Origin of the sequence: Hymenobacter terricola (assembly GCF_017921975.2) — a bacterium.
Lineage (GTDB): Bacteria > Bacteroidota > Bacteroidia > Cytophagales > Hymenobacteraceae > Hymenobacter > Hymenobacter terricola.
This window is the reverse complement of the sequence record NZ_JAGEMO020000001.1, coordinates 416,499-441,217: the sequence shown is the minus strand read 5'-3', so window position 1 is coordinate 441,217 and position 24,719 is coordinate 416,499. Positions and strand designations below refer to the sequence as shown.

Below are 24,719 nucleotides of genomic sequence, written 5' to 3'. Positions count from 1 at the left end.
GACCAAGGTTTCCGACGACATGCTGAATGCCGGCAGCGGCAAAACCATCAAGCAGCCCAACGTCAACGACGATAAGCTCACGTCCATCACGGAGATGCGCCAAACCACCAACGGCCAGACCACCATGGCCATTGAGGACGAGCAGCGCCTGCGCAAAGCTTTTGTGGACAAGGACTGGAACGAAATCAAAATTGCCGATAGCTGGCAGATTTTCAAGGTGATGGCCGAGTTTGTGGAGGGCTTCGAAAAGATGTCCAAAATCGGCCCGTGCGTCAGCATCTTCGGTTCGGCCCGCACCAAGCCCGACAACCAATACTACCAGCTAGCCGAGGAGATTGCCTCCAAACTGGTGCGCCACGGCTACGGCGTTATCACGGGCGGCGGCCCCGGCATCATGGAAGCCGGCAACAAAGGTGCCCGTGCCGAGGGCGGTAAGTCGGTGGGCCTCAACATCGAGCTGCCCTTCGAGCAAACCCACAACATTTACATTGACCAGGACAAGTGCATCAACTTCGACTACTTTTTTGTGCGGAAGGTGATGTTTGTGAAATACGCGCAGGCATTCGTGGGCATGCCCGGCGGCTTTGGAACGCTCGATGAGCTGTTTGAAGCCATGACGCTGATTCAGACCAAGAAAATCAGCCGCTTCCCCATCGTGCTGGTGGGCTCGGCGTACTGGAATGGCCTGTTTAAGTGGATTGAGGACGTGATGTTGCACGAAGAGCACAACATCTCGGCCGAAGATATGAGCCTGGTGCAGATTGTGGACGACGCCAGCGAGGCGGTGAAAATCATCGACGATTTCTACCACAAGTACTTGCTGTCGCCGAACTTTTAATCGCGGATTTAGCCGGATTAGGTGGATTTTGCGGATTATTGGTCTCCCGGTTTTGGAGCAGGAAACGCCGCTTTCCCAAAAGCCGCTTCTTCGGAAGCGGCTTTTTTTGTGGGTAGCTTCGCCTTTCCGAGGCCTTTTGTGGTTTCTTCGCTCATGTCCTCACTTGCTGTTCCCGAAATTCCAGAGTTTGATTACCTGATTGTCGGCGGCGGCGCGGCGGGGCTGAGTCTGGCGTATCACATTGCGCGGGAGCCGCGCCTTGCTGGTAAAAAGGTGCTGCTGATTGAGTCCGAAGCCAAAGACCGGAACGACCGAACCTGGTCCTTTTGGACCGATGAGCCGACGGCATTCGACGGCATCGTGGCGCATGAGTGGCGGAAAATCGCCTTTCGTAGCCCCGGCTTTGAACGGGTTTTCGACCTGGGCCGCTACCGCTACAAGACCATCAACGGGCTGGATTATTACCGCTTTGTGTGGCGGGCACTGGCGGATAATCCGCAATTCACCTTCGTGCGCGGCACGGTAAAAAGCCTGGACAATGTTGCGCACCGCGCACGGGCGCGCACCACAGCGGGCGAGTTCAGGGGCCACTATGCTTTCGATAGCCGCCCGCCCAACCTGGAGCAGCTGAAGCAGCCAGAGAAACACCGCTACCTGTTGCAGCACTTCGTGGGCTGGGAAATTGAGACTGATGCTGATGTGTTCGACCCGACTACGGTAGAATTCATGGACTTTCGCGGCGAACAGCAGCACGAGGCGCGGTTCATGTACGTACTGCCCTTTTCGGCGCGCAAAGCATTGGTGGAGTACACGTTATTTTCTGAAACGACGCTACCGAAGGAGGAATATGAAGCGGCTATTCGGGAATATCTAAGTGGGACGCTGGGCTTGACGGCTTACCACGTTAGGGCCGAGGAAGTAGGCGCTATTCCGATGACGGACCACCCGCTGCCGGCGCGGGCGGGCCAGCACGTCATCAACCTGGGCACGCGGGGCGGGCGGGCCAAACCGAGCACTGGCTATGCGTTCAAGCGTATTCAGCAGCACTCGGCGCGGCTGGTGGCGGCGCTCGCAAGCACGGGGCACCCGCCGGCTGATGCAACCGGCGATAAGTGGCAATTTCGGCTGTTCGACACGCTGTTGCTGGATATCATGCAGCGGCGCGGCGAAACCACGCGGGATATATTTCGGCAGCTGTTCGAGCGCAATCCCGTGGAGCGCATCTTCCGCTTTCTGGACGAAACCACGTCGTGGGCCGACAACCTGCGGGTGATGAATTCGGTGGCGCCGGGGCCGTTTATGCACTCTATTGCGCAGGTGCTGCGGGACCGGCCGGGGCGGCGAAAAACAAGTTAAAAGGGAAGAGTTAAAAAGGGCGTCCATATTTTAACTCATTCTTTACCCATAGGGGCCTGTTCCAGCCAAGCGCGGGCGGCTTGTACGGTGGCGGCCGAAATGGGCCGCAATTGCGGTTCCGGCTCAGACAGATTGAGCAGACAACCCGATAATTCCGGCAGGTTATCCAAGTCGTGGGTACTGCAAAGCACGGTTTTGCCCTGCTCCGTAGCCCAGGCGTGGACGAGGCTGAACACCTGGCGACGGTAGTACACATCGAGCTGCTGGGTGGGCTCGTCGAGCAGGTATATCTGCGCGTCCTGCAGGCTGAGCTGGGCCAGCCACACCAGCTGCTGCTCGCCGCCCGAGAGTTGGGTGAAGTCGCGGGCCGTGAGGTGGGCCATGCCGACGCGGGCCAGCGCCGCATCGGCCAGGGCATAATCTGCGGGTGAGTAGGCGCTTAGCAGGCCGTGGTGACGGTAGCGGCCCATCACCACCAGTTCGCGCACGGCTATGGAAAAACCAATGCTGCCGCGCTGCGGCAGGTAACCCAGCAGGCCCGCCTGGGCGGCCCGGCGCAGGTTGCGCACCTCCTGGCCGTGCAACTGGATGCTGCCTTGGTAGGGCAGCTGGCCCGTGAGCACCCGGAACAGCGTGGTTTTGCCGCTGCCGTTGTGGCCCACCACGGCCACGAAAGCCGGCACGGGCAGGCACAAAAAAAGGTTGCGGACCAGCACCCTTCCGGGGTAGCCCGCAACCAGATTTTCGATGGTTATTGAGTTATTGGTTGTTAGTTGTGGGTTGTCAGACATGGGACAGCGAGGAGCCGCTTAGGTACTAACAACTGACAACGAGCAACTAACAATCATACATCCTAATACTCGTCCTCGTTGAACATAAAGTCCTCCTTGGTCGGGTAGTCGGGCCACACTTCCTCGATGTTTTCGTAGGGCTGGCCGTCGTCTTCCAGGGCTTGCAGGTTCTCCACCACTTCCATGGGCGCACCCGAGCGGATGGAAAAGTCAATCAGTTCGTCTTTGGTGGCGGGCCAGGGCGCATCTTCCAAGTAGGAAGCCAGTTCGAGTGTCCAATACATAGGGAGGAGGATAAAAAAAAGGTTGGCGAAGGTAACAGTTTCCTGTCAAGATACAAGATAGAAACTGCGTTGGAATCGACAACGAAAAATATGAGTGAATGTTAGCTTGCGGCCTGGGCCTGCTGGCTAAATAGTGCAATCAGGTCGTTTTTCGTGCGAATCTTGCGTTCAAACGACCTGATTTTTGTTTGCAGCATCTGGCGGAAGGCATCGTTGGCGGCGCTGGGGCTGAGCTTGTCGAGGTTATCGCGCAGCACTTCCAGCTCCTGGTGGTCGTCCTTGAGCAGTTCGCGCAGGGTACTGGCCCGGAAGCGCGCCCGCTCGGCCGGAGCGGTGGGCATGGGCTCGCCGGTGGTGCGCTTGCGCAAGTGGTACTCGAGGGCGCTAAGCTCAAAAATCTTGTCGCAGGCCACCATAAAGCGCTGCCAGATGCGGTCCGACTCTTCGCCGCGCACGGTGCCTACCTGTTTCCATTCGGCTTGCAAGGCCTTGGCCTGGTGAATGGCTTCCTGCGGGGGAATGGCCATCAGGGCTTCGGCGCGGTCGGCGAGGGCGCGCTTGCGGGCCAGCAGCTCATCGGGCAAGGCCGAGGCGCTGGAGCTGCCGGTGGCTTGCTGCGCGGCGATGTGCACTTTCAGGCGCTCGAAAAAATGGTTGTTGGCGGCCCGGAAGCGTGTCCACAGCTCCGAAGCCTGCTTTTTGGGCAAGGTGCCGTTCACCTCGCGCCAGGCCTGCTGGAGCAGCTTGAGCTGGCGGGAGGTAGTTTCGAACTGGTCGGAGTTTTTGAGGGCTTCGGCTTGCTGAATGAGGTCGCGGTAGCGGGTTTGCACGCGCGTGCTCATGGCCTTTTTGTCCGACTGGAAGGCTTTGCGGCGGTCGAAAAACACCTGGATGGCCGTTTGAAAGCGGCTTTCCAGCTGGTCGGTCATGGCTTTGTCGACGGGGCCGGTTTTGAGCCAGCCCTGACGCAGGTCCTTCACCTTTTCGCTGGCCGAAATCCATTCCACGTTCTCGCTCAGGGCCTCGGCTTCCTTGATGAAGCCGAGCTTGGTGGCCAGGTTTTTTTCGCGGTTCTGGGCCACGGTCACGCCGACGGCTTCTTCGGCGGCGGTGAGGCGGCGGTGCAGGCCCGCGAAATCGCCAAGGCCGTCGTGGGTCAGCAGCTGCTCTTTGAGGTGCAGCGCCTTCATTAAAAACGAGCCTTTGTTCTCGCTCGCGTCCATTTTCGCCAATAAGGCGTCGACTTTGGCTTTGAGGGCTTCGAAGCGTTGGGCAAAATAAAGAAGCGCGGCATCACCGGTTTCTTTAACCAGGCCAATCTGGCGGGCGGGCTGGCCCAGCACAGGGCTCAGCCAGACGCCGCCGGCTTCCACGTAGCCATAGCGTTTCGCTTCGGCCAGCAGGGGGGCGGTTGGTTCCATAGAAATGTTAAGCTCGGGGGTAGGAGTGTAGGATACGTGGGTGGGAGGGTAGAGCTTGGGCAGAAAGGGGAACGTGGGCCGGGAAAGGACTACAAGTTTACGGTAAAAACGTGATGAAAAGATGTAGCAATAAGGAAACGGGATAAAACTGAAGCCCGCCCTGAACGGACAGGGCGCATGGGGCGGCCAAAACTGCCGGGGCGGGGCATGGCCCACAAGCGTGGGCTGTCGTTCTTTGCGTTCTTAATCCTTCTTTTAGCCCCCTCCCCCACCCCATGAGCGACCAGACCATCATCTTCAGCATGGCCGGCGTGAGTAAGATTTACCCGCCCCAGAAGCAAGTTCTCAAGAACATCTACCTCTCCTTTTTTTACGGCGCGAAGATTGGCGTGCTCGGCCTCAACGGCTCGGGCAAGTCGAGTTTGCTGAAAATTATTGCCGGCGTCGACAAGCAGTTTCAGGGCGAAGTGGTGTTTTCGCCGGGCTACTCGGTGGGCTATCTGGAGCAGGAGCCCTTGCTCGACCCCACCAAAACGGTGCGCGAAGTAGTGGAAGAAGGCGTGGCCGAAACCGTGGCCATGCTGAAGGAATTCGACGAAATCAACGAAGCCTTTGGGGCCGAGGACGCAGATTTCGACAAGTTGCTCGACCGCCAGGGCAAGGTGCAGGAACGGCTCGACCAACTCGACGCCTGGAACCTCGACACCAGGCTGGAACGGGCCATGGACGCGCTGCGCACCCCGCCGCAGGAGGCCATTATCGGCACGCTCAGCGGGGGCGAGAAGCGCCGGGTGGCCCTGTGCCGCCTGCTGCTGCAGGAGCCCGACGTGCTGCTGCTGGACGAGCCCACCAACCACCTCGACGCCGAGAGCGTGCTGTGGCTGGAGCAGCACTTGCAGCAATACAAGGGCACGGTCATCGCCGTGACCCACGACCGGTACTTCCTCGACAACGTGGCCGGCTGGATTCTGGAGCTGGACCGCGGCTCGGGCATTCCGTGGAAGGGCAATTATTCCTCGTGGCTGGAGCAGAAAACCGACCGCATGGCCAAGGAAGAGAACACCGAAAGCAAGCGCATGAAAACCCTGCAGCGCGAGCTGGAATGGGTCCGGATGTCGCCCAAAGCCCGGCAAAGCAAGGGCAAGGCCCGCCTGGCCAACTACGATAAGCTGGCCAGCGAGGAGGCCAAAGACAAGGAGCAGAAACTGGAGCTGTTCATTCCCGACGGCCCGCGCCTGGGTGCGCAGGTAATTGAAGCCGAGGGCATCACGAAGTCGTTTGGCGACAAGCTGCTGTTTGAAAACCTGAGCTTTTCGCTGCCGCAGGGTGGCATTGTGGGCATCATCGGGCCGAACGGCGCGGGCAAAACCACGTTGTTCCGCCTCATCACGGACCAATTGCAGCCCGACGCGGGCACGTTTGAAGTGGGCCCGACGGTGCTCACGGCCTACATCGACCAGCAGCACGACACGCTGGACGGCAGCAAATCGGTGTTCGACACCATTACGGGCGGCACCGAAACCATGCTGCTGGCCGGCCGGCCGGTGAACTCCCGCGCCTACGTAAGCAAGTTCAACTTCGGCGGCGGCGACCAGGAGAAGAAAGTGGGCACGTTGAGCGGCGGCGAGAAAAACCGCGTGCATTTGGCCATGACGCTCAAGCAGGGCGCCAACTTATTGCTGCTCGATGAGCCGACCAACGACCTGGACGTAAACGCCATCCGGGCGCTGGAAGACGCGCTGGAAAACTTTGCCGGCTGCGCCGTCATCATCAGCCACGACCGGTGGTTTCTGGACCGGCTGGCCACGCACATCCTGGCCTTTGAGGGCGACTCGGAGGTGGTGTGGTTCGAGGGCAACTTCTCCGATTATGAGGAAGCCAAGCGCAAGCGCCTGGGCGACGTGGAGCCGAAGCGCGTGCGCTACAAGAAGCTGGGGTAGAAATGTGCCGGTGATGGTGTAGCTTGGCAGGCTACTTCATCGCTGCCATGAATACTGCCGACCACTACGACCAGGAAGCCGATAGTTTCGGCGAGCAGGCCCGCATTGCCGAAGAAACCGAAGCCCGCCTGGCGGCCGACCCGGCCGTGCAGGCGTGGCTGACGGATTTTTACGGTGATGGCAGCGGCCTGCTCGGCCACTACGCCGAAGAAAAGGCCCGCTACCTGGTGCACGGCCCGAGTTGGCTGGCCGCCGAAGAAAGCCGCGCCCTGCGCCCGCTGACCGAAGCGAATGAGCGCCTGTGGGAAATTCAGCAGAAAAAGCTCTTTAACCTGCAATGCGAGTGGCGGGCGGGCCTGCTCGACCTGCCCGGCGTGGAAACCGGGGCGGAGTTTGCCACCTGGGGCAAGGACATTACCCGGTGCCCGCTGCTGTCGCCCATCGGCGCCGAGGACGTGGCCCTGTACCGCGCCTACCTGCTCAGCAACGACTGCGTGGACGTGGGCGCGGGCGTTATCGGGCAGCCCAACTGGCAGGAATATGACCTGTTCCGGCAGTGGCACCGGCTGGAAGAAGCCGGGTCCGACTCGCCCGGCCACGACGTGGGCCGGGGCCTGCCCGCCGGGTTGCAGGACTCGTTCGGGCACCTCTTCAACCTGCTTTTTCGCTACCCGGAGTGGTACGCGTACTACGACCTGTACCGGGGCACCGGGCCGCTGCTGTGCCTGCCCGACGAGCGCGGCGCGGCCCCGAGCCCGGCCTTGCCCGCGAAGCCGCGGCCGCCCGAAATGCCACCCGGCCCGCCCGAGCCCGCCCTGCGCCACCTGGGGGCCAACGATTTGAAGCTGTCCGAAACCCTCATCAAGCGGTTCGAGAGCCGGCAGGTGCTGGGCTTTATGCGGGCCATGGAGTTTCAGCCGGAACAGGATGCCAAGACCGAAGCCATGTATGCCGTGTACGAGGAGCTGTGCGAAGCGCGGGAACCCGTGCCCGTGGCGGCGGGCTACGACTGGCGCGAGTGCCTGCGCCTGGCCCAGGTAGCCCACGAGAAGCGCACCCTGGCCGAAGCCCTGCCGGCCGTGTACCGCGACTACTGCCTGCGGGAACAGACGGGCATTGCCCACCCGCCGCCGGGGTAGCCCGGCCCCATAGCTTTTCTGCTTACCCCTTTTTTGCCGTTGCCAATGTCTGCCGAAACGACCCGTAAGCTGGCGGCCGAGCGCCGCCAACTGGCCCAGTTGGTGCGCGATACCGAGCACGAGCTGCGCACCAACCCCGAGTACCAGCCCTATTTTGCTGGCTACACCCCGGCCAGCGTGGCGGCGTTCATCGCGGCCTATGCGCAGCGCAAGGCCCGCTACGTGCTGCACGGCCCCAGCTACGAGCAGTGGAGCGAGCGCCACGCCGCCGAGCTGCACACCGAGGCCTACCAGCGCCTGTGGGACATTCAGCAGAAGAAGCTGTTTGACCTGCAATGCCGCTGGCGGGCCCGGGAAATCGACCTGCCCGGCGTGAACATCTACCAGCAGTTTGGCGAGTGGGAAAGCCACCCCGAACGCTGCGACTTCCTGCCGCCCGTTACCCCCGACGAGGTGGAACTCTACCGCGCCTACCTGCTCAGTCCGGAATGCCTCGACGCGGCCGACCACTACAGCGACTGGCGGCCCGATAACTGGCAGAACTACGCCGACGCCCACCTGACCGAGGAGCCGGCCTTCGACCCCGATGACTTTTACCGGGACGACGAGGCCAGCATCAACAACTACCACCCCGGCTACCTGCCGTGGTACCGCTATTACGACCGCCACCATGGCACCGACATGTTGGCCCTGCCCGACCTGCGCGGCGAGCGCCAGAAGCACTACGCCACCCTGTATTTGAAAGACGGCCACGCCCGGCAAGCCGCCGAAAAAGCGGCGCAGGCCGCAACCACCGCCCTCCCTACCGGCAACTCGGCCCTGCCGACCCAAGATGCTGCCCCCCTTTCCGATAGTACTGCCTTACTTAGTGATGACGCTGCCCGCCTTAGCAATAGCACTGCCTTGCTTGATGATAATGCGGCCCGCCTTGCCGATAACACTGCCTTACCTATCAATAATGCGGCCTTATTTAGTGATAACGCAGCCTTACTTGACGATAACGCCGCCTTACCTCCTGATAGCCCGGCGGCTCCCCATCCCGCGCCCGGCCGCGACCGCCGCACCATGTGGAGCCATTATGATTCGGGGGCGCTATTCGATGAAATAGCCGAAACGTTTGACCCCACGCCCCGCCTCCGGCAGCTCAAGGAAGCCATGGACGCCGGCCTGGACCACCGCGACAACACCAACGACGAAGTGAGCAAGGCCTTCGAGGTGCTGATGGAAGCCGAGGAGCTGGTGCCGCTCGAAGCGGATGCGGACGACTGGCGCGAGGCCCTGATTACGGCCGCCACGGACCTGCGCAAGCACTGGCTGGCCGAGGCCCTGACCACGGTATACGAGCAATACCGCCAGCGCCTGGCCCTGGGCCTGCGCCCCGCCCCGCCCTCCCCACACGAGGGGCTGAGCCGGGCAGACTACGAGGAGCATGTGCTGCAAGTGCAGCGCGACTGGGTGCTGGGCGGCCGCGCCCTGTGCGGCGAACCCCAGGATTTCAATTACTAACCGTTGCCTTTCCTGACCTGCCCCTGATGTCCGACGACCAGCCCCCCCTCGACCACCTCCCCTACGGCGACCCGCGCCGGACCGCAGCCCGCCACCGCGAGCTGGTGCGCCTGCGCGCCGAGGCGCTGGACCGGCACCAGAACGACCCGGCCGTGCGGGAATGGCTGCGGCAGTTCCGCGACGATGGCGACGGTTTTTTAGAATCCTACGCGGATAGCCGGGCCAGCAGCCTCACCGCCGGCCGCAACCATCTGGAGTACGAGCAACGCATCGACCGGGAGCTGGCGCGGGAGGCCAAGCACCGCCTGCGCGAAATTCAGCAGCGCAAGCTGTTTGAAGAGCAGGTGCGCTGGCGAGCCGGCGAGGCTACGGCTGCCGAGGCTTACGTGAGCACGGCGGCCGATTTTCAATATTGGGGTGGTAAGGTGAAGAAGTGCCACTGGCTGCCCCGCATCACGGCCGATGAGGTGGCGGACTACCTGGCCTACCTGGCCAGCCCGTACTGCTCGGATGCCGACCCGGAGGCCGCGCAGACGCCCGATTTTCAGGACTACGACGCCTTCAGGCACTTCCTGCTGCTGCGGGGCGAAGACTACGACCCCGCCGGGGTGCGCCGCCGGGCCCGGACGGCGCGCTTCGGCACCAACGAGCTGCAGTACCCCGGCTGGTACGCCTGGTGCGACCAGCGCGACGGCCCGCCCAACCTGGTGCTCAGCCGGCCCAACCTGCGCGGCTTCGCCAACGGGCCCGACGACGACGCGGAGGAGGAGGACGAAGACCAGCCCGGCATCTTCCGGCCGGCATCCGCTGCGCCCCCATCCCCGCCACCCGCCCCCGACCCGCCCCTGCCGCCGCCGGTCCCGTGGCTGGGGTATGCGGACTATGCGGGCCTCACCGCCACCCTCATGCGCGAGCAGGAAACCTCCGAGATGCAGCGCTACCACCAGGCCTGCCTGCCCCCGCCCACCGCGCCCGATGCCCCGGAAATCATCGAAGCGGAGCGCCTCCTCAACAATGCCGGGCACGAGGCGGGCCGCCTGCTGGCCGAGATACCCGAGCGCCTGCCCATTGCGGCCGCCGCCGACTGGCGCGAAGCCCTGCACCTGACCTGGCTCGACCACCGCAAGCAGCGCCTGGCTACCGCCATTCGGGCGGCCTTTGCCACCTACCAGGCCCGGCAGCCGGGCCGCTAGCGCGGGCCGTTTATTTCCCCCACTGCTTCTCCCTTTATCATACCATGGCTACCGACTACCACCTCGCCGCCGCCGAGCGGGAAGAACAGTTTGCCCGGCAGCAGCGCGACTTCGAGCACGAGCTGCGCACCGACCCGCGCTACCAGCCGTACCTGGCGGGCTACGCGCCGGCCAGTGTGGAGGGGTTCATCAAGCACTACGCGGCCCACAAAGTGGACTGCCTGCGCAAGGGGCCCGGCATGGTGAAATTCCGCTTGCACCAAGCCATCGAATACCAGGAAGATGCCTACGAGCGCCTGTTCGACATTCAGCAGAAGAAGCTGTTTGACTTGCAGGTGCGCTGGCGGGCCGGCGAAATCACCCTGCCCGGCGTGGCCGTCGGCCGCCAGTTTACGCTCTGGGAGCGGCACGTCCACGCCTGCCCCTGGCTGCCGCCCATCACCCCGGCCGAGTATGAGCGGTACTGCGACTACCTGGCCAGCTCCGCCTGCCAGGACGTGGGCCACCACCCCGACCATCGGCGCTTCGATGACTGGCAGGACTACGACCGGATGTATGACGACTGGCGCAGCACCCAGCCCAACCCGCCCGCCGACGACTTCCTCGACTGTGCCCCGTACCCAGCCTGGTACGCCTACGACGACGCCCGCACCGGCGCACCGGCCGGCTACCCCTTCGCCACCCATTCCAACCACAAAGGCGAGCGCGAGGAATACTATCGGGACCTGGCCATTGAGGAGGAACAGGCCACCCAGGGCCCGCCCACGCCCTACGTGCCCGACCCCCGACCTTTTTATCACGACTTTGACGCCCAGGAGTCGTTTGAGTCCCCGGCCGGCTGGTACATCGACAAGTATGCCCAGCAGTTTGAGGCATTTGCCAAAGCCTTCGACCCCGAGCCGGAGCCCCTCGGGGCCTACCACCGCGCCTGGCTCCGGCTGCAAAACAGTCACTACAGCCACTTCATGCAGCAAACCGAAAGCAGCCGGGAGCTGCTCTGGGACGCCCGCGGCCCCTGGCCCGTGGCCGCGCACCCCGACTGGCGGCTGGGCATCGTGGGGGCCGCGCAGGAGCTGCACCGGGCGCTGCTGCTGGCCGCGCTGCCGGCCGTGTTCGAGGACTACGAATTTCGGCTGGCCACGGGCCTGGCCCCGGCCGCGCCCGACCAGTTCCGCGCCTACCACGATGCCACCAGGCCCGATGACGAGGATGACCCCAAGCAGAAATGCGCGGTGCCCGCCTACCTGGAGCGCCTCATCCTGCGCGGCCGGGAGCTGGCCGGCGAGCCCCGGGACTTCAATTATTAGCAGCGGCGGCGCTTAAAAGCGGCGCTGCTGCACACGGCGTAAAGCAGCTACTGCACGCCGTGCACCTTCATCGGCAGAATGAACACGGCATCGGAAGCGGTAATGAACAAGGTTTTCCGGTCCTTGCCACCGAAGCAGACGTTGCCGGTCCACTCGGCTGGCACGTCGATGTGCTGAATTTGCTGGCCGGCGGCGTTGTAGACGGTCACGCCTTTGCCGGTGAGGTACACGTTGCCCTCGTTGTCGATGGTCATGCCATCGGAGCCCTGGGGCACAAATAGCTGGCGGTGGGTGAGCCGGCCGTCGGGCGCAATCTGGTAGCGGTAGGTTTTGTTGCCGTCGATGTCGGCCACGTAAAGCTGCTGGCCATCGGGCGTGCCGATGATGCCGTTGGGTTTTTGCAGTTTATCATCGGCCACCACGGGCTGGGTCTGGCCTTTGGGCAGGTAGTACAGCTTCTGGCCGCCCAGGCCGGGGTCGGGCGCGGTGCGGGGCCAGTAATCGCGCTGGTAATAGGGGTCGGTGAAGTAGATGGTGCCGGTGCCGGGGTGCAGCCACAGGTCGTTGGGGCCGTTGAGCTGGTGGCCCTGGGCGTCTTGCAGCAGCACGGTCACCTTGCCGTCGGGCGCGATGGACCAGAGTTGATTTTGCTCATCGGCGCAAACGAGCAGGTTGCCTTTGGGATCGAAGTACATGCCGTTGGCCCGGCCCGACTTTTCCAGGAAGACACTCAGCTTGCCATCGAGGTCGTACTTCCAGATTTTGTCGTTGGGCTGGTCGGTAAAGAAGACGTTGCCAGCCTTATCAGCGGCCGGGCCTTCGGTGAATTTGAACTGGCGGGCGATGAGCTGCGGCGTAGCCGGGCCGGCGAGGATGGCGCTGGGGGCGGGAGTGGTTTGGGCCATGGTGGGAATGATAGCACCGCCGCTTAGTGCAAGGCAAATAAGCGGAAAGCCAGCGCTGGAGCCGTAGGAAAACATCCGGAGAATAAAAATGAAACAGCCTGATTTCGGCGGAAGAAAGCGGGCCCGGCGTCGCCGCCTGGCTGGTTATTCTTCCTCTTAACGCAATAGGGTTGGAAAGGTAGTTGACAGAAAAATCCCGCGACTCAATCTCCGACGCTATTCATTGCCAAACAAAGCCCTTTTGGTACCGCGCGGCGAGAGCACCTGTGGTAAATTCTCCTGTCGCCGCGATGTTACGAGTGGCAGGCAACGGCTTACTGCGCCCGGCCGGCCTGGTCAATTGGGCACAATATTCCAGACCACCTTCAGAAAACCCAACACGTTGCCGTGCGTGTCGTACTGCACCGTCAGCGGCACCCACACCTGCTCGTTGATTCGGACGCGCAGGCTGGTTTCGCCATAAAGCTTGTCCCGGCTTTCTCCGTTGTACAGCTGGCTGGGGCGATGCTCGTACCCCGCGTTCAGTTTAAATTCCAGTAGTGGCCTGGCCACGTCGCTGCTGCTGATTAGCACCTTGTTCAACCCCACGGTTGTGATAAAAGCCCGGTGGTCGAGCCCGCGTGGCTCGGCGGTGGGAGTGGCCGTGGTGTCCCAGGCAAACGCTGTTCTCGCGTCCAGCTCCAGGGAATTGCTGTTCCTGACCGGCAGCCAGCCCACCAAATAGCGCAAGCCCAATTCCCCGTGAGTGAAGCCTTGGGTTTTCCCAAAATTGGTGTTGGCCCGGCCAAAAAGGGTGAGCAAGCCCCGGGTTTTAAGCGCCTCCGCAACCAGGGCCAACGTGTAGGCAGATACCGCATAGCCCTGGCTTTGGTAGAATTTAAGTTGCTCGTCGGTATTGCCTGCTGCTTTGTCTTTTTGCACGGCGGCCTTCTCCTTAGCGGCCAGCGCCGGGTCCGGAGTCGCTAAAAGCTTGGCCTTAAATTTCACGCGCGCCGCGCTGAGTGAAACCACAGCCTTGCTCTGAAGCTCGATTTCATTGGCCGGAAAATTAAAGAACGGGTCGCGTTTGTTCACAATAGCCCAATTAAACCCAAACACCCCATCGCTCACCGAGCTGCCCTTCCCGGTTTTCGCCCCCAATTCCACCGAAAAATGGCGCATGAACGCGGTACCCTGTCGCGTAGACAATTCATCAAAATCACCCCTGGTCAAGCCGTCAATGGCAAACAGGGTGCCTTTCAGGACATAGGTTGCCCCCGCCCCATCCGGCGTAGCCTTTTGCGTGAGCAAATCCCGGTCGTAGGCCAATTGAATGTATTTGGCGAAGGTTTCGAACGCTAACTGGCTCAGCTGCTTGTTCTGGAGCTTTTCCACAACCGCCTCTTTATTTACGGTGGCAGAATCGGTGCTCGTGCTGCTTGCCCGGGCGGCCACCAGGTCGTTGCGCAACGCCGTCGCCAGGTTCACAGTGCCCCTCTGGCACCAGGCGTGGCTGGCCACCAATAGTAACCCCACGAGGGCAACGATTTCACGCTTCATCTTGCTCATTGACTTCGTATGGCTGACTGATATTGGTAATAACCCGGTCGGAAAACTGGCGGAATAGGTTTTGCGGTTTTTTGATGTCGGTGATGTCGTCGACGAGTACCGTCAGCTGAGAGCCTTCCAGCAGGTGCGCCGCCACGGTCACAAAGTATTCCCCCGGCGAGAGGGTGTCGATGTGAATGTCGGTCCCGTAGTAGTGGCACAGGGTGGCGCCATCATACCAAAGCACGGTGGCAATGGCGTCGCCAAAGCCCGAGACGATGAGCGAAAAACGGATGGTTTTCATGGGGTCCGTAATTGGGGTTGGACAATGCGGCCGGAAAAAATCAGGGCCCGCCATGGGGCTGGGTGTCTTCTCAGCTAAGCTTTAGGTTTCTTATCAGCTTTTGGCGGCTTAATGCCCACGTTGCGGATGTTCACGAACCGGCACAGGGTATCGAACCAGAAAGGCGCGCCGAGCATCATGGCAAAGGCCGTGAGCAGCCAGCCGCCGAGCATCTTCCCGATGGTTGCCACGGCTACCCCAATTCCAGCATGGCCGACGGTGCCGGTTCGCCGGTCAATCTGCCGGCGCTGGGCATACCCCGGCAGGCCAAAATCATCGGCCGTCGGGGCCCACCGGTAGCCCACTATCACCGAGTCTCTGCGGGGGTGCGGGTTGGGTATTCGCTTCCTGGTTTGGGGGTCCGTGACCTTCGAGGTATCGGGCCGTTGTCTGTAAACGGTGTCTATGCTATAGTCAATCCAGCGCACCGGCCCCAGGGGCAGCCCCACCTGTGGCACGGCCCGCAGGGTCTTTTGAAAGTCCAGGACGGCCGCCGCCGCCGCATTTTTCAGCACCTCTCGTCCCGGGTCTTTGGCGGTATCGGCGGGCGGTGGGCCGTCGGGACGATACCCGCCGCTGGCCGGCGCGGCGCCCTGCGTGGCCAGCACGCCGGCTTCTACCAGCGCCAGCCGGGCCTTCGAGTTGCTGGTGTCGGCAACGAAACGAGCCAGGCGCACGGTGTCCACATCGGCCAGCACGGCCACCACCAGCCCCGTCAGGAAGAGCGGCCAGCGCTGGTCGCGCTTGTACCAGCCGCTCAGCCGGCTGCCGTATTCATGAAACCAGGTCTCCAGGTTCCTTTGCAGGGCCTGGCTCTGCTCCGCCGGGTTGCCGGGGGCCGTGGCTATTGCGCTATTGTACAGCGTTTGCAGGAGCTTCTGGAAGTCCTTGTCGGTGGGTGTGCCGTGCAGCCCGCTCATCCCCGACTCAAATTTCTCGATTGCCGGCGGCGGGGCGGCGCCGGCGGGGGGCGCCGGCGCTTGCTCGCTTACCCAATTGATGATGGTTTGGGCAAACAAGGTTTCGCTCACGTAGGCGGGCCACACCGGAACCCAACCAACCATCCAGTTTTTTTCTTTTGGCTCCGTCATCAGCGACTTGATGGCGGCGGCCCCGTAAAACCCAAGGTGGGCGGCGGGCCCCAGGGCTTTTTCCAGGTGGTCGTGCAGGTAGCGCCCGCGCTTGTTGAGAAACCCGGCCGGCAATTCCACCAGCGAAAGCGTCAGCTGGCTGAAGAACAGGTACAGCGTAATCAAGGCAATGGCCGTGTCGAAAAGCGGGCTGTTGAACATGGCGGGGCCGTTCCTCTGCGTCTACAGCAGCTTCTTGGGGTAGATTTTGGCCGCGAAGGCAAAATCCGTGGGGTCGATATCGATGCCGCCGATGATGGGCAGGCCATCTTTGGTGATGGTGCCCGGAATCTGGTAGCACATGATGGAGTTGGGGTCGGGCGGCACGGTGCCCAGCAGCGACGATTCTTCCAGCGGGGTGAGCACCTGCTGTTTCACCTCGGCCGGCGACCAGCCCTGGGTGGCCCCGAAAAAGGCAATGGCTTTCTTGGGGTCAATCCTGGCCACCAGTTCCTTGCGCATGTGCTCGTGCGGGAAACCCAGGGTGTGGCCCGTTTCGTGCCGCACCACCCGGTGGAATTCCGACTCCGGCGTGCTCATCGTGAAAGCTTCCAGGTTCATGGTGGCCTCGGCGGCGGGAATGCTCAGGATATCAGTGCCCAGGTAGGACCAGTAGCCGCCGTCCTGGCCGCCCACGCGGGCAATGCGCACTTGCGGATTATGGCTGCTTTCCTTGAACTGCACGTTGGCCGTTTTGGCCCAGGCATTCATGTGCTGGATGATGCGCTTGCGCAAATCGGCCGGTGGGTTGTCCAGAAAGCCCACCGTGAGGTGCACGCCCGCCGTGTGCCAGCGCTTGGTGGTGAGCACGGCAATGCGGTCCGGCGTGGGCGTGAAGCGCATGACGCGGGCCAGGCGTTCGAGCGGCGGGTGGTTGTTGGGGTTGATGGCCGTGGCCTGGGCGGCGGCCGGAATCCACAGCTCGCGCGGCAGGCGCTTGGGGGTGCAGGTGAGCAGCGGCGTGGCGGGAGCAGCAGCGGCGGCCGTGGGTTTCTTTGCCATGGAATTGGACGGTTTGATTGAAGATGAGGAAGTGGAGGAAATACCTTCCATGTTGGAAAACGGAGGAGTCTATTACCCCGAACCGGCGCTGGCTGCGGCACGAATGCCTTCCCATCGGCCCACCGTCTTCAGGCCTCGGGCGGGGGCAGGTGGTCGCCGGGGTGGCGTTCCTGGAGCAGGTCCTGCACCTGCTGGATGATGGCGGCCTTGTGCACGTTCTTGCCGGGGCAATGCTTGTGCGTCGTGCAGACATCCTCTTTGTGCAGCTTCAGCGTGGCGGGCTCCAGGCCCAGCACGGCGTGCAGCGTGGCCAGGGCAGCCACGGCGTTGTTTTGCACCAGGCGGCCCCGGCCCGTATCGAAGGCTTCCGTATCGTAGTTGCCCAGCATTTCCACGCCCAGCGCTACTTTATTGAAACACGGCGAATGCACGCCCGACACGGTGAGCGGCGTGAACACCCAAATCTGGTGGTCGTCCACAAACAGGTGCGGGCCCGCCGACCAGCCCTGCTCGTCGCGGTAATACTTTTCCAGGTCCAGGATGTGCTGCTTGGTCAGGCCGTTGGGCCGCTGCTTCAGGGTGGGCACTTCGGTGTTGTGCAGCGCCACGAAGCTGGGGCGCCATTGCAGCCAATGCAGCAAGTGGCAATACTGGTCGAAAGTGGCCGGTGTGAAGCTGGCCCCGATAATTCCTTTCCAGGTAGGCATAAGCGTGCGGATAAAAACTGGCCGGTCACATCGGCGGCACTTGCGCCGGCTCTGTGCTAAAACTCGTTCTTTTCACAGCCCCGGGCATCAGTGCCAGCACTGAAATCCTAGGCCACCCAGCCTTCGCGCATGGCGCGGGCGGCCAGGCCCGCCACCGTGCGGGCGCCCGCTTTTTGCAGCATGGTGCGGCGGTGGCTTTCCACGGTGCGCACGCTCAGGCAAAGCTGGTCGGCAATTTCTTCGTTGCAGTGGTCGTCCATCACCAGCCGCAGCACTTCCAGCTCGCGGGGGCTGAACGTGGTGGTTACCGTGTACCGGGCGGGGCGCGCGGGTGCCGGGCTGGCCGCCGGTATAGCATCCAGCCAGGGCGCCAGAGCGGCGGCCAGGGCCGGGGGCGGTACCTGGCGGGGCACCAGCAGCTGGGTGCCGGGCCACATCAGCGCGGGGTGGGGGTGGGCCAGCGTGCGCGAGTCGGCGAGTACCAGCAGGCGCTGCGTGGGGCGGGCATGATGCAGGCGCGTCAGCAAGTGGGGCAGGTCCAGCCCCGGCAGGGCCCCGTCGAGCACCATCAACTCAAAGGGGCGACGCGCTACCAGCTCGGCCACCTGGGTGGCATCGGCGGTGAGGGAGAGCAACAGCTGCGGCCACTGCTCGCGCAGCAAAGCCAGCAGGCCCTGCCGGAACAGGGTGGGCGCGGCCGCAACCAGGGCCGTCGGGGCAGAAACCATCATGGCATGTGGCAGAGATTAATGTGACGCTGATAGCCAGTGGCTTCTGCCCGGAAAGGATGGCAACAACTGGCGTCGGGAAGTGGAAAGGAACTGCCAAAGTAGAAATTATACTTTAATTATCAATAATTATTATTTTATATGTATTAATTCTCAATAAAATCAGGTAGAAATACGTGGTATTTAGCCCGGGCTTATGCCTCATCCCAATAAAAAAAGCCGCCACCCTGCGAGCAGAGTGGCGGCTTTGCGCCAATGGCTAACCCGACAGCCTTACCGCCGCCGCATGAAAATGCTAACGTAGTACAGCAGCGTGGCCAGGGCACTCAGGGCGGCTACCACGTACGTCATGGCGGCCCACCACAGGGCATCTTTGGCCATGGCGTGTTCCTGGGTGGTCACCACGCCGCGCTGGTCCATCCAGGCCAGGGCCCGGCGCGAGGCGTCGAACTCGACCGGCAAAGTCACGAACGAAAACAGGGTGACGAGCCCAAACAGGGCAATGCCCACCTCCAGCGGAATGGCGCTGGTGCGCAGCAGCAATACCCCGGCAATTAGAATCCAGGACATATAACGCGACACCGAGCTCACCATCGGCACCATGGCCGAGCGAAATTGCAGCATGGAATACGCCGTGGCGTGCTGCACGGCGTGCCCGCATTCGTGGGCCGCAATAGCGGCCGCGGCCGCGCTGCGCTCGGCGTACACGCCTTCGCTCAGGTTCACGGTTTTATCCACGGGGTTGTAATGGTCGGTGAGCTGGCCGGCGGTGCTAATGACGCGCACATCGCGAATGCCGTGGTCGGCCAGCATCCGCTCCGCGATTTGGGCGCCCGATAAGTTGGATTGCAGGCGCACCTGGGCATACTGCTTGAACTTGCTGCGGAGCCGCCACTGAATACCCCAGCTAGCCAGCATGAGGACAATGATAAGCAAATAGGGAAGAGGCATGGTTGGAGAATGGAATGAGAAAGATGAACCGCCGGCCGCGCCCCCATCTCCGGCGTGAAGCGCCCGTTGATAGTTGGTTTAGCGTGGCCGGCCGGCGCTACAATTCAAACACAGGCTCTGCAAAAAAGATGCAGCCTTTTGCTCCTGCCAATTTGGCTACAGCGTGGCGATGATGCGCTCCACGATGCGCGACGTGCTGTAGCCCGGCACCAGCGGCACCGTCAGCACCTGCCCGCCATTGGCCAGCACCAGCTCGTGGCCCACAATTTTTTCGATGGCGTAGTCGTCGCCCTTCACCAGCACATCGGGCCGCACCAGCTCGATGAGGGCCAGCGGCGTGGGCTCGCCAAACAGCACCACCGCGTCCACAAAGGCCAGCGCGGCCAGGATGCGCCCGCGGGCTTCCTCGTCCTGAATGGGCCGGCTGGGCTTGAGGCATCTCACCGACATGTCGGTGTTGAGGCCCACCACCAGGGCATCGCCCAAATGCCGGGCCTGCTCCAGGTAATCAACGTGGCCCAGGTGCAGCAAATCGAAGCAGCCGTTGGTGAACACCACCTTGCGGCCCTGCGCCCGCCAGGCCGCCAGCGTAGCGGGCAGCTGCTCCCGGCTCATGATTTTATCTTTCGTCCACATGATGATTCAGTTAGCAGTTAGCAGTGAACAAAGAGAGCGTCATGCTGAGCGCAGTTGAAGCATCTCTACCTCAATACTAATCAATGTCGCTGCAACGAAGCGGTAGAGATGCTTCGACTGCGCTCAGCATGACGTTCTCTTCGTTCACCACTCACTGATTTTATTCCGTCGTCAGCGGCTCGTCGGCCAGGGCTTCGGCTTCGGTGAGCATGTTGCCTTTGTCAGCGGCAGCCACGGCCACGAAGCTGATGCCGCCCATGAGCACCACCAGCAGCGTTTGGGCGCCGTGCACCACCAGCGCGTAGGCAATGCCGGCCTCCTTGCTCACGCCATACACCAGCAGCACGCCCTGCACCAGCACGTGAAACGGCCCGATTCCTCCCGCCACCGGCGCGGCCATCCCGAAGGCGCCGAAGGTGAGCACGGCCAGGCCGGCCCGCATGTCGAGGCTGTACGTTTCGGGAAAACAGAAGAACGCCAGGTAATCCATCAGGTAATAGATGGTCCAGGTGAACAAGGTGTGGAACAGAAACAGCCATTTATTTTCCAGCTTCAGCACGCTGAACACGCCCGCCAGCAAGCCTTTCACGAAGAGAATCGCCTTGTTGAAAAACGCATTCTGCCGCAGCCGCTCCAGGTTGCGAAACAGCGCGTAGCCCGCCGTGAGCAGCAGCACCGCCCCAATGCAGGCGGCAATCAGCAGGGGCGTGCGGTTGCGGGCCAGCGCGTCGTAATGGCCGCCCAACAGGTTCTGGGTCACAAAATTCCAAAAAGTATTGAAATCCAGCAGCAAAATGGTGCTCAGCAACCCCAGCAGCACCAGCACGTCAATGACCCGCTCCGTAACTACCGTGCCCAGTGCCACCTGCACCGGCACACCGCTCGTGCGCCGCAGCACCGAGCAGCGAATGACTTCGCCCATGCGCGGCAGCACCAGGTTGGCGAGGTAGCCCACCATCATGGCGTGGTACACGGGCCAGTACGGAGCCGGGTTCTGCGAGGCGTTGAGCTGCATCTGCCAGCGGTAGGCCCGGCTGAAGTAGCCCAGTGTCGACAAGGACAGCGTGAGGCCCAGCCACAGGTAGTTGGCCGTGGCGATGTAGTGCCCAATCCGGGAAAGGTCCTGCCCGCGCACCGCGTACCACATCAGGGCCGCCGAGATGCTCAACAGCAGCGCGTATTTGAGAATTGTGAAAAGATGCTTCAAGGCAATAGTGTGATGAGTAAACTAGGTAGGTTAGCCATTTGGTGAATCAACTAGTTAAGAAAGGCACCCCGCCATTTTTCTCTTGAAATTCATCGATTCGCTCACTGCAGACGGTTTTGCTCGTCAGGAAAAATAACGGTCGGCTTGTGCTGCCGGGCTTCGGCAAAGTCCACCATCGCATAAGAAAAGATGATGACCACATCACCAACCGCCACTTTGCGCGCGGCCGGCCCATTCAGGCAAATAGTGCCCGAACCGCGCTGGCCCCGAATGGTATAGGTCTCGAACCGCTCGCCATTGTTCACGTTCACAATGGTCACCTTTTCGTTTTCCACAAAATTGGCCGCGTCCAATAAGTCCTCGTCAATAGTCACGCTGCCCACGTAGTGCAGTTCGGCCTGCGTGACCGTGACCCGGTGGATTTTGGACTTCATTACTTCAATATACATGGCCCGGCTAATCGCATTGGTGAGGGCGGCAAAGATACTGCTGACCGGCTCCGCAGGCCCAAAATCTGCTCTTTCGGCCAATCAGCGCACCACCACCACATTGTCAATCAGCCGCACCCCGCCCAGATGGGCTGCCAGGCACAGCACCACGGCCCGGCCCGGCGCGTAGTTTTCCAGCGGCTGCAGGGTTTGGGCATCGGCCACTTCCACGTATTCGGGCGTCACGAGCGGCTCGTGGGCGAGGGTAGCTTCGGCCGCCGCCCGCACCTGTGCCGGGGGCACGCCCTGCCGCACCTGGGCGGCGGCGGCGGCCAGCACCTGGTGCAGCAGCGGCGCGGCGGCGCGGGCGGCGGGGTCCAGCCGGCGGTTGCGGGAGGACATGGCCAGCCCGTCGGCTTCGCGAATGGTAGGGCAGGCCACAATTTCCAGGTCGAACGATAAATCGGCCACCAACTGGCGAATCACGGCCACCTGCTGCCAGTCTTTTTGTCCGAAATAAGCCCGGTGCGGGCGCGCCAGATGAAACAATTTGCTCACCACCGTGGCCACCCCATTGAAATGCCCGGGCCGATGTGCCCCTTCCATCACCCGTTCCAGGTCCCCAAAGTCGAACCGCAGCACCGGGGGCCGGGGATACATTTCCTCCACCGAAGGCACGAATAAGGCGGTGCAGCCGGCCGGCGCCAGCAGGGCCGCATCGGCCTCCGGCACCCGCGGGTAGAGCCGGAAATCCTCGGCATTATTGAACTGTGTGGGGTTCACAAAAATGGTGGCCACCACCTCGTTGCACTCGGCGCGGGCGGCTTGCACCAGTTGCAGGTGGCCCGCGTGCAGCGCCCCCATGGTGGGCACCAGGCCGATGCGTTGGCCGGCTTGGCGGGCTTGTTCGGTATAGGCTTGCAACTCAGCCGCCGTAGTAAGTATCTGCATAGAAGAGGAAGGCAATCGGAACGGCCCCCAAAGTAGGTTTTATTGATTTTCCGCTCAGAATTGTTTAATTTTGTGCACCCATAGCATGGCCTTGTTCCATTCTCTTCAATAATCCCTTTATGTCGAAGCTACGAATCCTTTACGCGGCCACCGAAATTGACCCGTTTCTGCAGACCACGAAGGTGGCTGAAATGCTGCGTCGGCTCCCCGCCAGCATGCAGGAGATGGGCTGCGAGATTCGCATTTTCGTGCCTCGTTTCGGCATTATTAACGAACGCAAAAACCGGTTGCACGAAGTAGTGCGCCTCTCGGGCATCAACATCGCCGTCGGCGATGACGAAAAGCCTTTGGTTATCAAAGTGGCCTCTATCCCTACGGCCAAGTTGCAGGTTTATTTTATCGATAACGAAGATTATTTTCACCGCAAGTCGGCTTTGGTCGACAAAAATGACAAGTTCTACGCCGACAACGACGAGCGCGCCATCTTTTTTTGCAAAGGTGTGCTCGAAACGGTGAAAAAGCTTGGCTGGTCCCCTAACATCGTGCATTGCTCCGACTGGATGACCGGCTTGATTCCGCTGTACCTGAAAACGACGTACAAAAAAGACCCGGTCTTCAAGGATGCCAAGTCGGTTTTCTCGATTTACAGCAACGAATTCCAGGACAAGTTCGAAGGCAACATCCTCGAAAAAGCCAAAATGCTCGACATCGATGACGCCATGCTGGCGTCGCTCAAAACGGCAGATTTCAGCGGCTTCATCAAGATGGGCATGGAATATGCCGACACGGTGGTCCGGTCCGACGAGGACTTCAGCGACAACATGAACGGCATGTTTACCGAATACGCCCTGCACAACCGGCTCAGCCAGGTAGCCACCGACGAAAACCTGCACTCTTCCTACCTAGCGCTGTACAATGAATTGGCTAACTAGCCGCTGTGCTCCCCTGGTGGCCCTCGCCACCCTGGCCCTCGCCAGCTGCGACAAAGGCACCGACCTGAACGTAGACCTGCCCGACACCACGGCCGTCAACACCGAATACCAGGATTTCCCGGTAGATGTAGCGACGGTGCGTTTCGCCCCGGTGCAGACCCAGAAAACTGACCACTACCTGATTGGGCGACTAGTCGATAATGTGGCCGGCACCACCGAAGCCCGGGCCTACTTCAACGTCATAACCGCCAGCTCAAACGATTCGCTGCCCTCGAAACTCATCACGCCCGTCCTCGATTCGGTGGTGCTGGTGATGGGGTACGACAAGGTAAACGGCAGCACCGGCACGCCCGTTAAGTTCGACGTGTACAACCTGCAAGCTTCGCTGGATGAGCGCCAGTCGTATAACAGCAGCTCCGTAACGGCGACGGGGCCTACTGCCCTTGGTTCAAACCTGGTGGGCCGGCTCGACCATACGCTGCAAGTAGCTACGGATACCACCACGCGGCCCATCACCACGGCCACGGTGATTGACCCCGTGGTGCGGCTAGCGTTGTATCGGGCAGCGGCAACGACGGCCCCTCTGGCCCCTTCCCCGGCAGTTGCGTCCCCGTTTTTCAGCAACACGTTTTTCACGGCACTGCGCGGCACGAGCTTCACCCAGGCACAGCTCGATGGCTTGCTAAAAGGGCTGGCCATTGTGCCCAGCCCGGGCTATTCGAGCGCCATTGTCAGCTTTGGGCGAGCGTATAATGCCCGCCTGGCGTTCTTCTTTCACGACGATGGGGTGCCCGCGCCTGCGGCTCCCAAGCGGCGAACCTGGCATTCGTATTCGATTTTCTTTGGCCCGGTTTATAGCGGTGCCGGCGCGGCTTCGGCCAGCGACCCGCGCTATTACACCCAGATTATATCCACCTTGCCGCCGGCTTTGGCTGCGCTGAACACGAACGCCGGCTCAATCGACCCTAATTTGTTGAATGGCATCGCTTACGTGCAGGAGGGGACGGGTTTCGGAGCCCGCGTAACTTTCCGGGGACTGAGTGTGCTGATGAACCAGCCGAGGCTGACGGTGAACCGTGCCGAGTTGCGCGCCCCCGTCAAGCCCTACACCAACGCTCTATTCCCGAACCCTGGCCTACTATATGCAGTAGAAGTCGGGCCTAACAACGACATCCTGCAGCGCATAGTGAACTACACGTCTTACGACCGGATAGTCCAGGCCGATGGCCAAGACCAGTTGGGTACCAGCTACCCAGCCACGAGCGCGCTTACCGATGCCGCCACGACCCAATCGTACTACAGCATTCCCATCACCAGCTACCTGGATGCTTACCTCAAAGACAAGCTGGACGGCGACCCGACCGCCCTGGTGCTGGTGCCAAACGTCCGCAATTCAGCTTCGCTGTCGCTGAACCGGGCCGCCCTCGACGCGGCGCATATTAGCTTGCGCGTCTATTACTCCAAGCGGTAGTGCCAGACGGGCGGCCCTCTGCTAAG

Annotated in this window: 24 protein-coding genes; 9 read left to right on the top strand and 15 right to left on the bottom strand. The window is 61.7% G+C overall.

Features of this window, described 5'->3' with window-relative positions; all coding sequences use genetic code 11:
- The first annotated feature begins 94 nt into the window (after nucleotides 1-94).
- Together J4G38_RS01690 and J4G38_RS01685 are read left to right on the top strand one after the other, a co-directional pair.
- Nucleotides 95-838, top strand: coding sequence for an LOG family protein (locus J4G38_RS01690; RefSeq protein WP_226163100.1), 744 nt, complete (start codon nucleotides 95-97; stop codon nucleotides 836-838).
- Between the two features lie 153 nt (nucleotides 839-991).
- Nucleotides 992-2,194: a lycopene cyclase family protein gene (locus tag J4G38_RS01685; protein ID WP_210514587.1), complete on the top strand. Its 1,203-nt coding sequence runs from the start codon at nucleotides 992-994 to the stop codon at nucleotides 2,192-2,194.
- A gap of 35 nt (nucleotides 2,195-2,229) precedes the next feature.
- Here J4G38_RS01685 and J4G38_RS01680 read toward each other — a convergent pair whose 3' ends face one another.
- From J4G38_RS01680 to J4G38_RS01670, 3 genes are all read right to left on the bottom strand, one after another.
- Nucleotides 2,230-2,985, bottom strand: coding sequence for an ABC transporter ATP-binding protein (locus J4G38_RS01680; protein ID WP_210514584.1), 756 nt, complete (start codon nucleotides 2,983-2,985; stop codon nucleotides 2,230-2,232).
- A gap of 62 nt (nucleotides 2,986-3,047) precedes the next feature.
- The gene (locus J4G38_RS01675) at nucleotides 3,048-3,269 is read right to left on the bottom strand and encodes a DUF2795 domain-containing protein (RefSeq protein WP_035561220.1); all 222 of its coding nucleotides are present in this window, start codon (nucleotides 3,267-3,269) and stop codon (nucleotides 3,048-3,050) included.
- 101 nt (nucleotides 3,270-3,370) lie between these two features.
- Nucleotides 3,371-4,690, bottom strand: coding sequence for a DUF349 domain-containing protein (locus J4G38_RS01670; RefSeq protein WP_210514581.1), 1,320 nt, complete (start codon nucleotides 4,688-4,690; stop codon nucleotides 3,371-3,373).
- A 275-nt stretch (nucleotides 4,691-4,965) separates the two neighbouring features.
- Here J4G38_RS01670 and ettA point away from each other — a divergent pair, with 275 nt between their 5' ends.
- Genes ettA through J4G38_RS01645 form a run of 5 tightly spaced genes read left to right on the top strand, consistent with a single transcriptional unit; the run spans nucleotide 4,966 to nucleotide 11,775 of the window.
- Nucleotides 4,966-6,630 carry an energy-dependent translational throttle protein EttA gene (ettA, locus tag J4G38_RS01665; RefSeq protein WP_210514578.1) on the top strand — a complete coding sequence of 555 codons (1,665 nt, stop codon included), beginning with the start codon at nucleotides 4,966-4,968 and terminating at the stop codon, nucleotides 6,628-6,630.
- Nucleotides 6,631-6,677: 47 nt separating this feature from the next.
- A complete protein-coding gene (locus J4G38_RS01660; RefSeq protein ID WP_210514575.1) occupies nucleotides 6,678-7,769 on the top strand; it encodes a hypothetical protein in 1,092 nt (363 codons plus the stop codon).
- Between the two features lie 45 nt (nucleotides 7,770-7,814).
- On the top strand, nucleotides 7,815-9,275 hold the full coding sequence (locus tag J4G38_RS01655; protein WP_210514572.1) for a hypothetical protein: 1,461 nt from the start codon (nucleotides 7,815-7,817) through the stop codon (nucleotides 9,273-9,275).
- Nucleotides 9,276-9,301: 26 nt separating this feature from the next.
- Nucleotides 9,302-10,468 (top strand): hypothetical protein, encoded by a 1,167-nt coding sequence (locus tag J4G38_RS01650; protein ID WP_210514569.1) that lies wholly within the window; start codon nucleotides 9,302-9,304, stop codon nucleotides 10,466-10,468.
- Between the two features lie 44 nt (nucleotides 10,469-10,512).
- Nucleotides 10,513-11,775: a hypothetical protein gene (locus J4G38_RS01645; RefSeq protein WP_210514568.1), complete on the top strand. Its 1,263-nt coding sequence runs from the start codon at nucleotides 10,513-10,515 to the stop codon at nucleotides 11,773-11,775.
- A 47-nt stretch (nucleotides 11,776-11,822) separates the two neighbouring features.
- Here J4G38_RS01645 and J4G38_RS01640 read toward each other — a convergent pair whose 3' ends face one another.
- The 12 genes from J4G38_RS01640 to panC form a co-directional block, all read right to left on the bottom strand.
- A complete protein-coding gene (locus tag J4G38_RS01640; RefSeq protein ID WP_226163057.1) occupies nucleotides 11,823-12,680 on the bottom strand; it encodes an SMP-30/gluconolactonase/LRE family protein in 858 nt (285 codons plus the stop codon).
- Nucleotides 12,681-13,016: 336 nt separating this feature from the next.
- Entirely contained in the window at nucleotides 13,017-14,195 is a 1,179-nt protein-coding gene (locus J4G38_RS01635; protein ID WP_210514562.1) for a hypothetical protein, read from the bottom strand.
- Between the two features lie 13 nt (nucleotides 14,196-14,208).
- Nucleotides 14,209-14,511, bottom strand: a complete 303-nt coding sequence (locus tag J4G38_RS01630; protein ID WP_210514559.1) for a hypothetical protein — start codon at nucleotides 14,509-14,511, stop codon at nucleotides 14,209-14,211.
- 74 nt (nucleotides 14,512-14,585) lie between these two features.
- Nucleotides 14,586-15,842, bottom strand: coding sequence for a hypothetical protein (locus J4G38_RS01625; RefSeq protein WP_210514557.1), 1,257 nt, complete (start codon nucleotides 15,840-15,842; stop codon nucleotides 14,586-14,588).
- A 21-nt stretch (nucleotides 15,843-15,863) separates the two neighbouring features.
- Nucleotides 15,864-16,682, bottom strand: a complete 819-nt coding sequence (locus tag J4G38_RS01620; RefSeq protein ID WP_210514555.1) for a M12 family metallopeptidase — start codon at nucleotides 16,680-16,682, stop codon at nucleotides 15,864-15,866.
- A 128-nt stretch (nucleotides 16,683-16,810) separates the two neighbouring features.
- Complete coding sequence (locus tag J4G38_RS01615; RefSeq protein WP_210514552.1) at nucleotides 16,811-17,389, bottom strand: N-acetylmuramoyl-L-alanine amidase; 579 nt, start codon at nucleotides 17,387-17,389, stop codon at nucleotides 16,811-16,813.
- Nucleotides 17,390-17,496: 107 nt separating this feature from the next.
- Nucleotides 17,497-18,120 (bottom strand): helix-turn-helix transcriptional regulator, encoded by a 624-nt coding sequence (locus J4G38_RS01610; RefSeq protein WP_210514549.1) that lies wholly within the window; start codon nucleotides 18,118-18,120, stop codon nucleotides 17,497-17,499.
- 270 nt (nucleotides 18,121-18,390) lie between these two features.
- Nucleotides 18,391-19,068 (bottom strand): zinc metallopeptidase, encoded by a 678-nt coding sequence (locus tag J4G38_RS01605; protein ID WP_210514546.1) that lies wholly within the window; start codon nucleotides 19,066-19,068, stop codon nucleotides 18,391-18,393.
- A gap of 156 nt (nucleotides 19,069-19,224) precedes the next feature.
- The gene (gene rfaE2, locus J4G38_RS01600) at nucleotides 19,225-19,704 is read right to left on the bottom strand and encodes a D-glycero-beta-D-manno-heptose 1-phosphate adenylyltransferase (protein ID WP_210514543.1); all 480 of its coding nucleotides are present in this window, start codon (nucleotides 19,702-19,704) and stop codon (nucleotides 19,225-19,227) included.
- Nucleotides 19,705-19,864: 160 nt separating this feature from the next.
- Nucleotides 19,865-20,911 (bottom strand): lysylphosphatidylglycerol synthase transmembrane domain-containing protein, encoded by a 1,047-nt coding sequence (locus J4G38_RS01595; protein ID WP_210514540.1) that lies wholly within the window; start codon nucleotides 20,909-20,911, stop codon nucleotides 19,865-19,867.
- 101 nt (nucleotides 20,912-21,012) lie between these two features.
- Nucleotides 21,013-21,360 carry an aspartate 1-decarboxylase gene (gene panD, locus J4G38_RS01590; RefSeq protein ID WP_210514538.1) on the bottom strand — a complete coding sequence of 116 codons (348 nt, stop codon included), beginning with the start codon at nucleotides 21,358-21,360 and terminating at the stop codon, nucleotides 21,013-21,015.
- An 81-nt stretch (nucleotides 21,361-21,441) separates the two neighbouring features.
- Entirely contained in the window at nucleotides 21,442-22,290 is an 849-nt protein-coding gene (panC, locus tag J4G38_RS01585) for a pantoate--beta-alanine ligase (protein ID WP_210514535.1), read from the bottom strand.
- A gap of 119 nt (nucleotides 22,291-22,409) precedes the next feature.
- Between panC and J4G38_RS01580 the strand changes: the two genes are divergently transcribed.
- Both J4G38_RS01580 and J4G38_RS01575 read left to right on the top strand, forming a co-directional pair.
- Nucleotides 22,410-23,222, top strand: a complete 813-nt coding sequence (locus J4G38_RS01580) for a glycogen/starch synthase (RefSeq protein ID WP_210514532.1) — start codon at nucleotides 22,410-22,412, stop codon at nucleotides 23,220-23,222.
- A complete protein-coding gene (locus tag J4G38_RS01575; RefSeq protein WP_210514530.1) occupies nucleotides 23,206-24,693 on the top strand; it encodes a DUF4270 family protein in 1,488 nt (495 codons plus the stop codon). Before J4G38_RS01580 ends, J4G38_RS01575 begins: the two co-directional genes overlap by 17 nt.
- The last annotated feature ends 26 nt before the right edge of the window (nucleotides 24,694-24,719 follow it).

What these genes read in the sequence shown, in the direction of transcription:
- J4G38_RS01680 (WP_210514584.1), bottom strand. Translation starts at nt 2,985, where the DNA reads ATGTCTGACAACCCACAACTAACAACCAATAACTCAATAACCATCGAA.
- J4G38_RS01655 (WP_210514572.1), top strand. Translation starts at nt 7,815, where the DNA reads ATGTCTGCCGAAACGACCCGTAAGCTGGCGGCCGAGCGCCGCCAACTG.
- J4G38_RS01605 (WP_210514546.1), bottom strand. Translation starts at nt 19,068, where the DNA reads ATGCCTCTTCCCTATTTGCTTATCATTGTCCTCATGCTGGCTAGCTGG.
- J4G38_RS01685 (WP_210514587.1), top strand. Translation starts at nt 992, where the DNA reads ATGTCCTCACTTGCTGTTCCCGAAATTCCAGAGTTTGATTACCTGATT.
- J4G38_RS01620 (WP_210514555.1), bottom strand. Translation starts at nt 16,682, where the DNA reads ATGGCAAAGAAACCCACGGCCGCCGCTGCTGCTCCCGCCACGCCGCTG.
- panD (WP_210514538.1), bottom strand. Translation starts at nt 21,360, where the DNA reads ATGTATATTGAAGTAATGAAGTCCAAAATCCACCGGGTCACGGTCACG.
- J4G38_RS01575 (WP_210514530.1), top strand. Translation starts at nt 23,206, where the DNA reads ATGAATTGGCTAACTAGCCGCTGTGCTCCCCTGGTGGCCCTCGCCACC.
- rfaE2 (WP_210514543.1), bottom strand. Translation starts at nt 19,704, where the DNA reads ATGTGGACGAAAGATAAAATCATGAGCCGGGAGCAGCTGCCCGCTACG.
- J4G38_RS01580 (WP_210514532.1), top strand. Translation starts at nt 22,410, where the DNA reads ATGTCGAAGCTACGAATCCTTTACGCGGCCACCGAAATTGACCCGTTT.
- J4G38_RS01640 (WP_226163057.1), bottom strand. Translation starts at nt 12,680, where the DNA reads ATGGCCCAAACCACTCCCGCCCCCAGCGCCATCCTCGCCGGCCCGGCT.
- J4G38_RS01630 (WP_210514559.1), bottom strand. Translation starts at nt 14,511, where the DNA reads ATGAAAACCATCCGTTTTTCGCTCATCGTCTCGGGCTTTGGCGACGCC.
- J4G38_RS01660 (WP_210514575.1), top strand. Translation starts at nt 6,678, where the DNA reads ATGAATACTGCCGACCACTACGACCAGGAAGCCGATAGTTTCGGCGAG.
- ettA (WP_210514578.1), top strand. Translation starts at nt 4,966, where the DNA reads ATGAGCGACCAGACCATCATCTTCAGCATGGCCGGCGTGAGTAAGATT.
- panC (WP_210514535.1), bottom strand. Translation starts at nt 22,290, where the DNA reads ATGCAGATACTTACTACGGCGGCTGAGTTGCAAGCCTATACCGAACAA.
- J4G38_RS01645 (WP_210514568.1), top strand. Translation starts at nt 10,513, where the DNA reads ATGGCTACCGACTACCACCTCGCCGCCGCCGAGCGGGAAGAACAGTTT.
- J4G38_RS01650 (WP_210514569.1), top strand. Translation starts at nt 9,302, where the DNA reads ATGTCCGACGACCAGCCCCCCCTCGACCACCTCCCCTACGGCGACCCG.
- J4G38_RS01670 (WP_210514581.1), bottom strand. Translation starts at nt 4,690, where the DNA reads ATGGAACCAACCGCCCCCCTGCTGGCCGAAGCGAAACGCTATGGCTAC.
- J4G38_RS01610 (WP_210514549.1), bottom strand. Translation starts at nt 18,120, where the DNA reads ATGATGGTTTCTGCCCCGACGGCCCTGGTTGCGGCCGCGCCCACCCTG.
- J4G38_RS01690 (WP_226163100.1), top strand. Translation starts at nt 95, where the DNA reads ATGCGCCAAACCACCAACGGCCAGACCACCATGGCCATTGAGGACGAG.
- J4G38_RS01625 (WP_210514557.1), bottom strand. Translation starts at nt 15,842, where the DNA reads ATGTTCAACAGCCCGCTTTTCGACACGGCCATTGCCTTGATTACGCTG.
- J4G38_RS01675 (WP_035561220.1), bottom strand. Translation starts at nt 3,269, where the DNA reads ATGTATTGGACACTCGAACTGGCTTCCTACTTGGAAGATGCGCCCTGG.
- J4G38_RS01615 (WP_210514552.1), bottom strand. Translation starts at nt 17,389, where the DNA reads ATGCCTACCTGGAAAGGAATTATCGGGGCCAGCTTCACACCGGCCACT.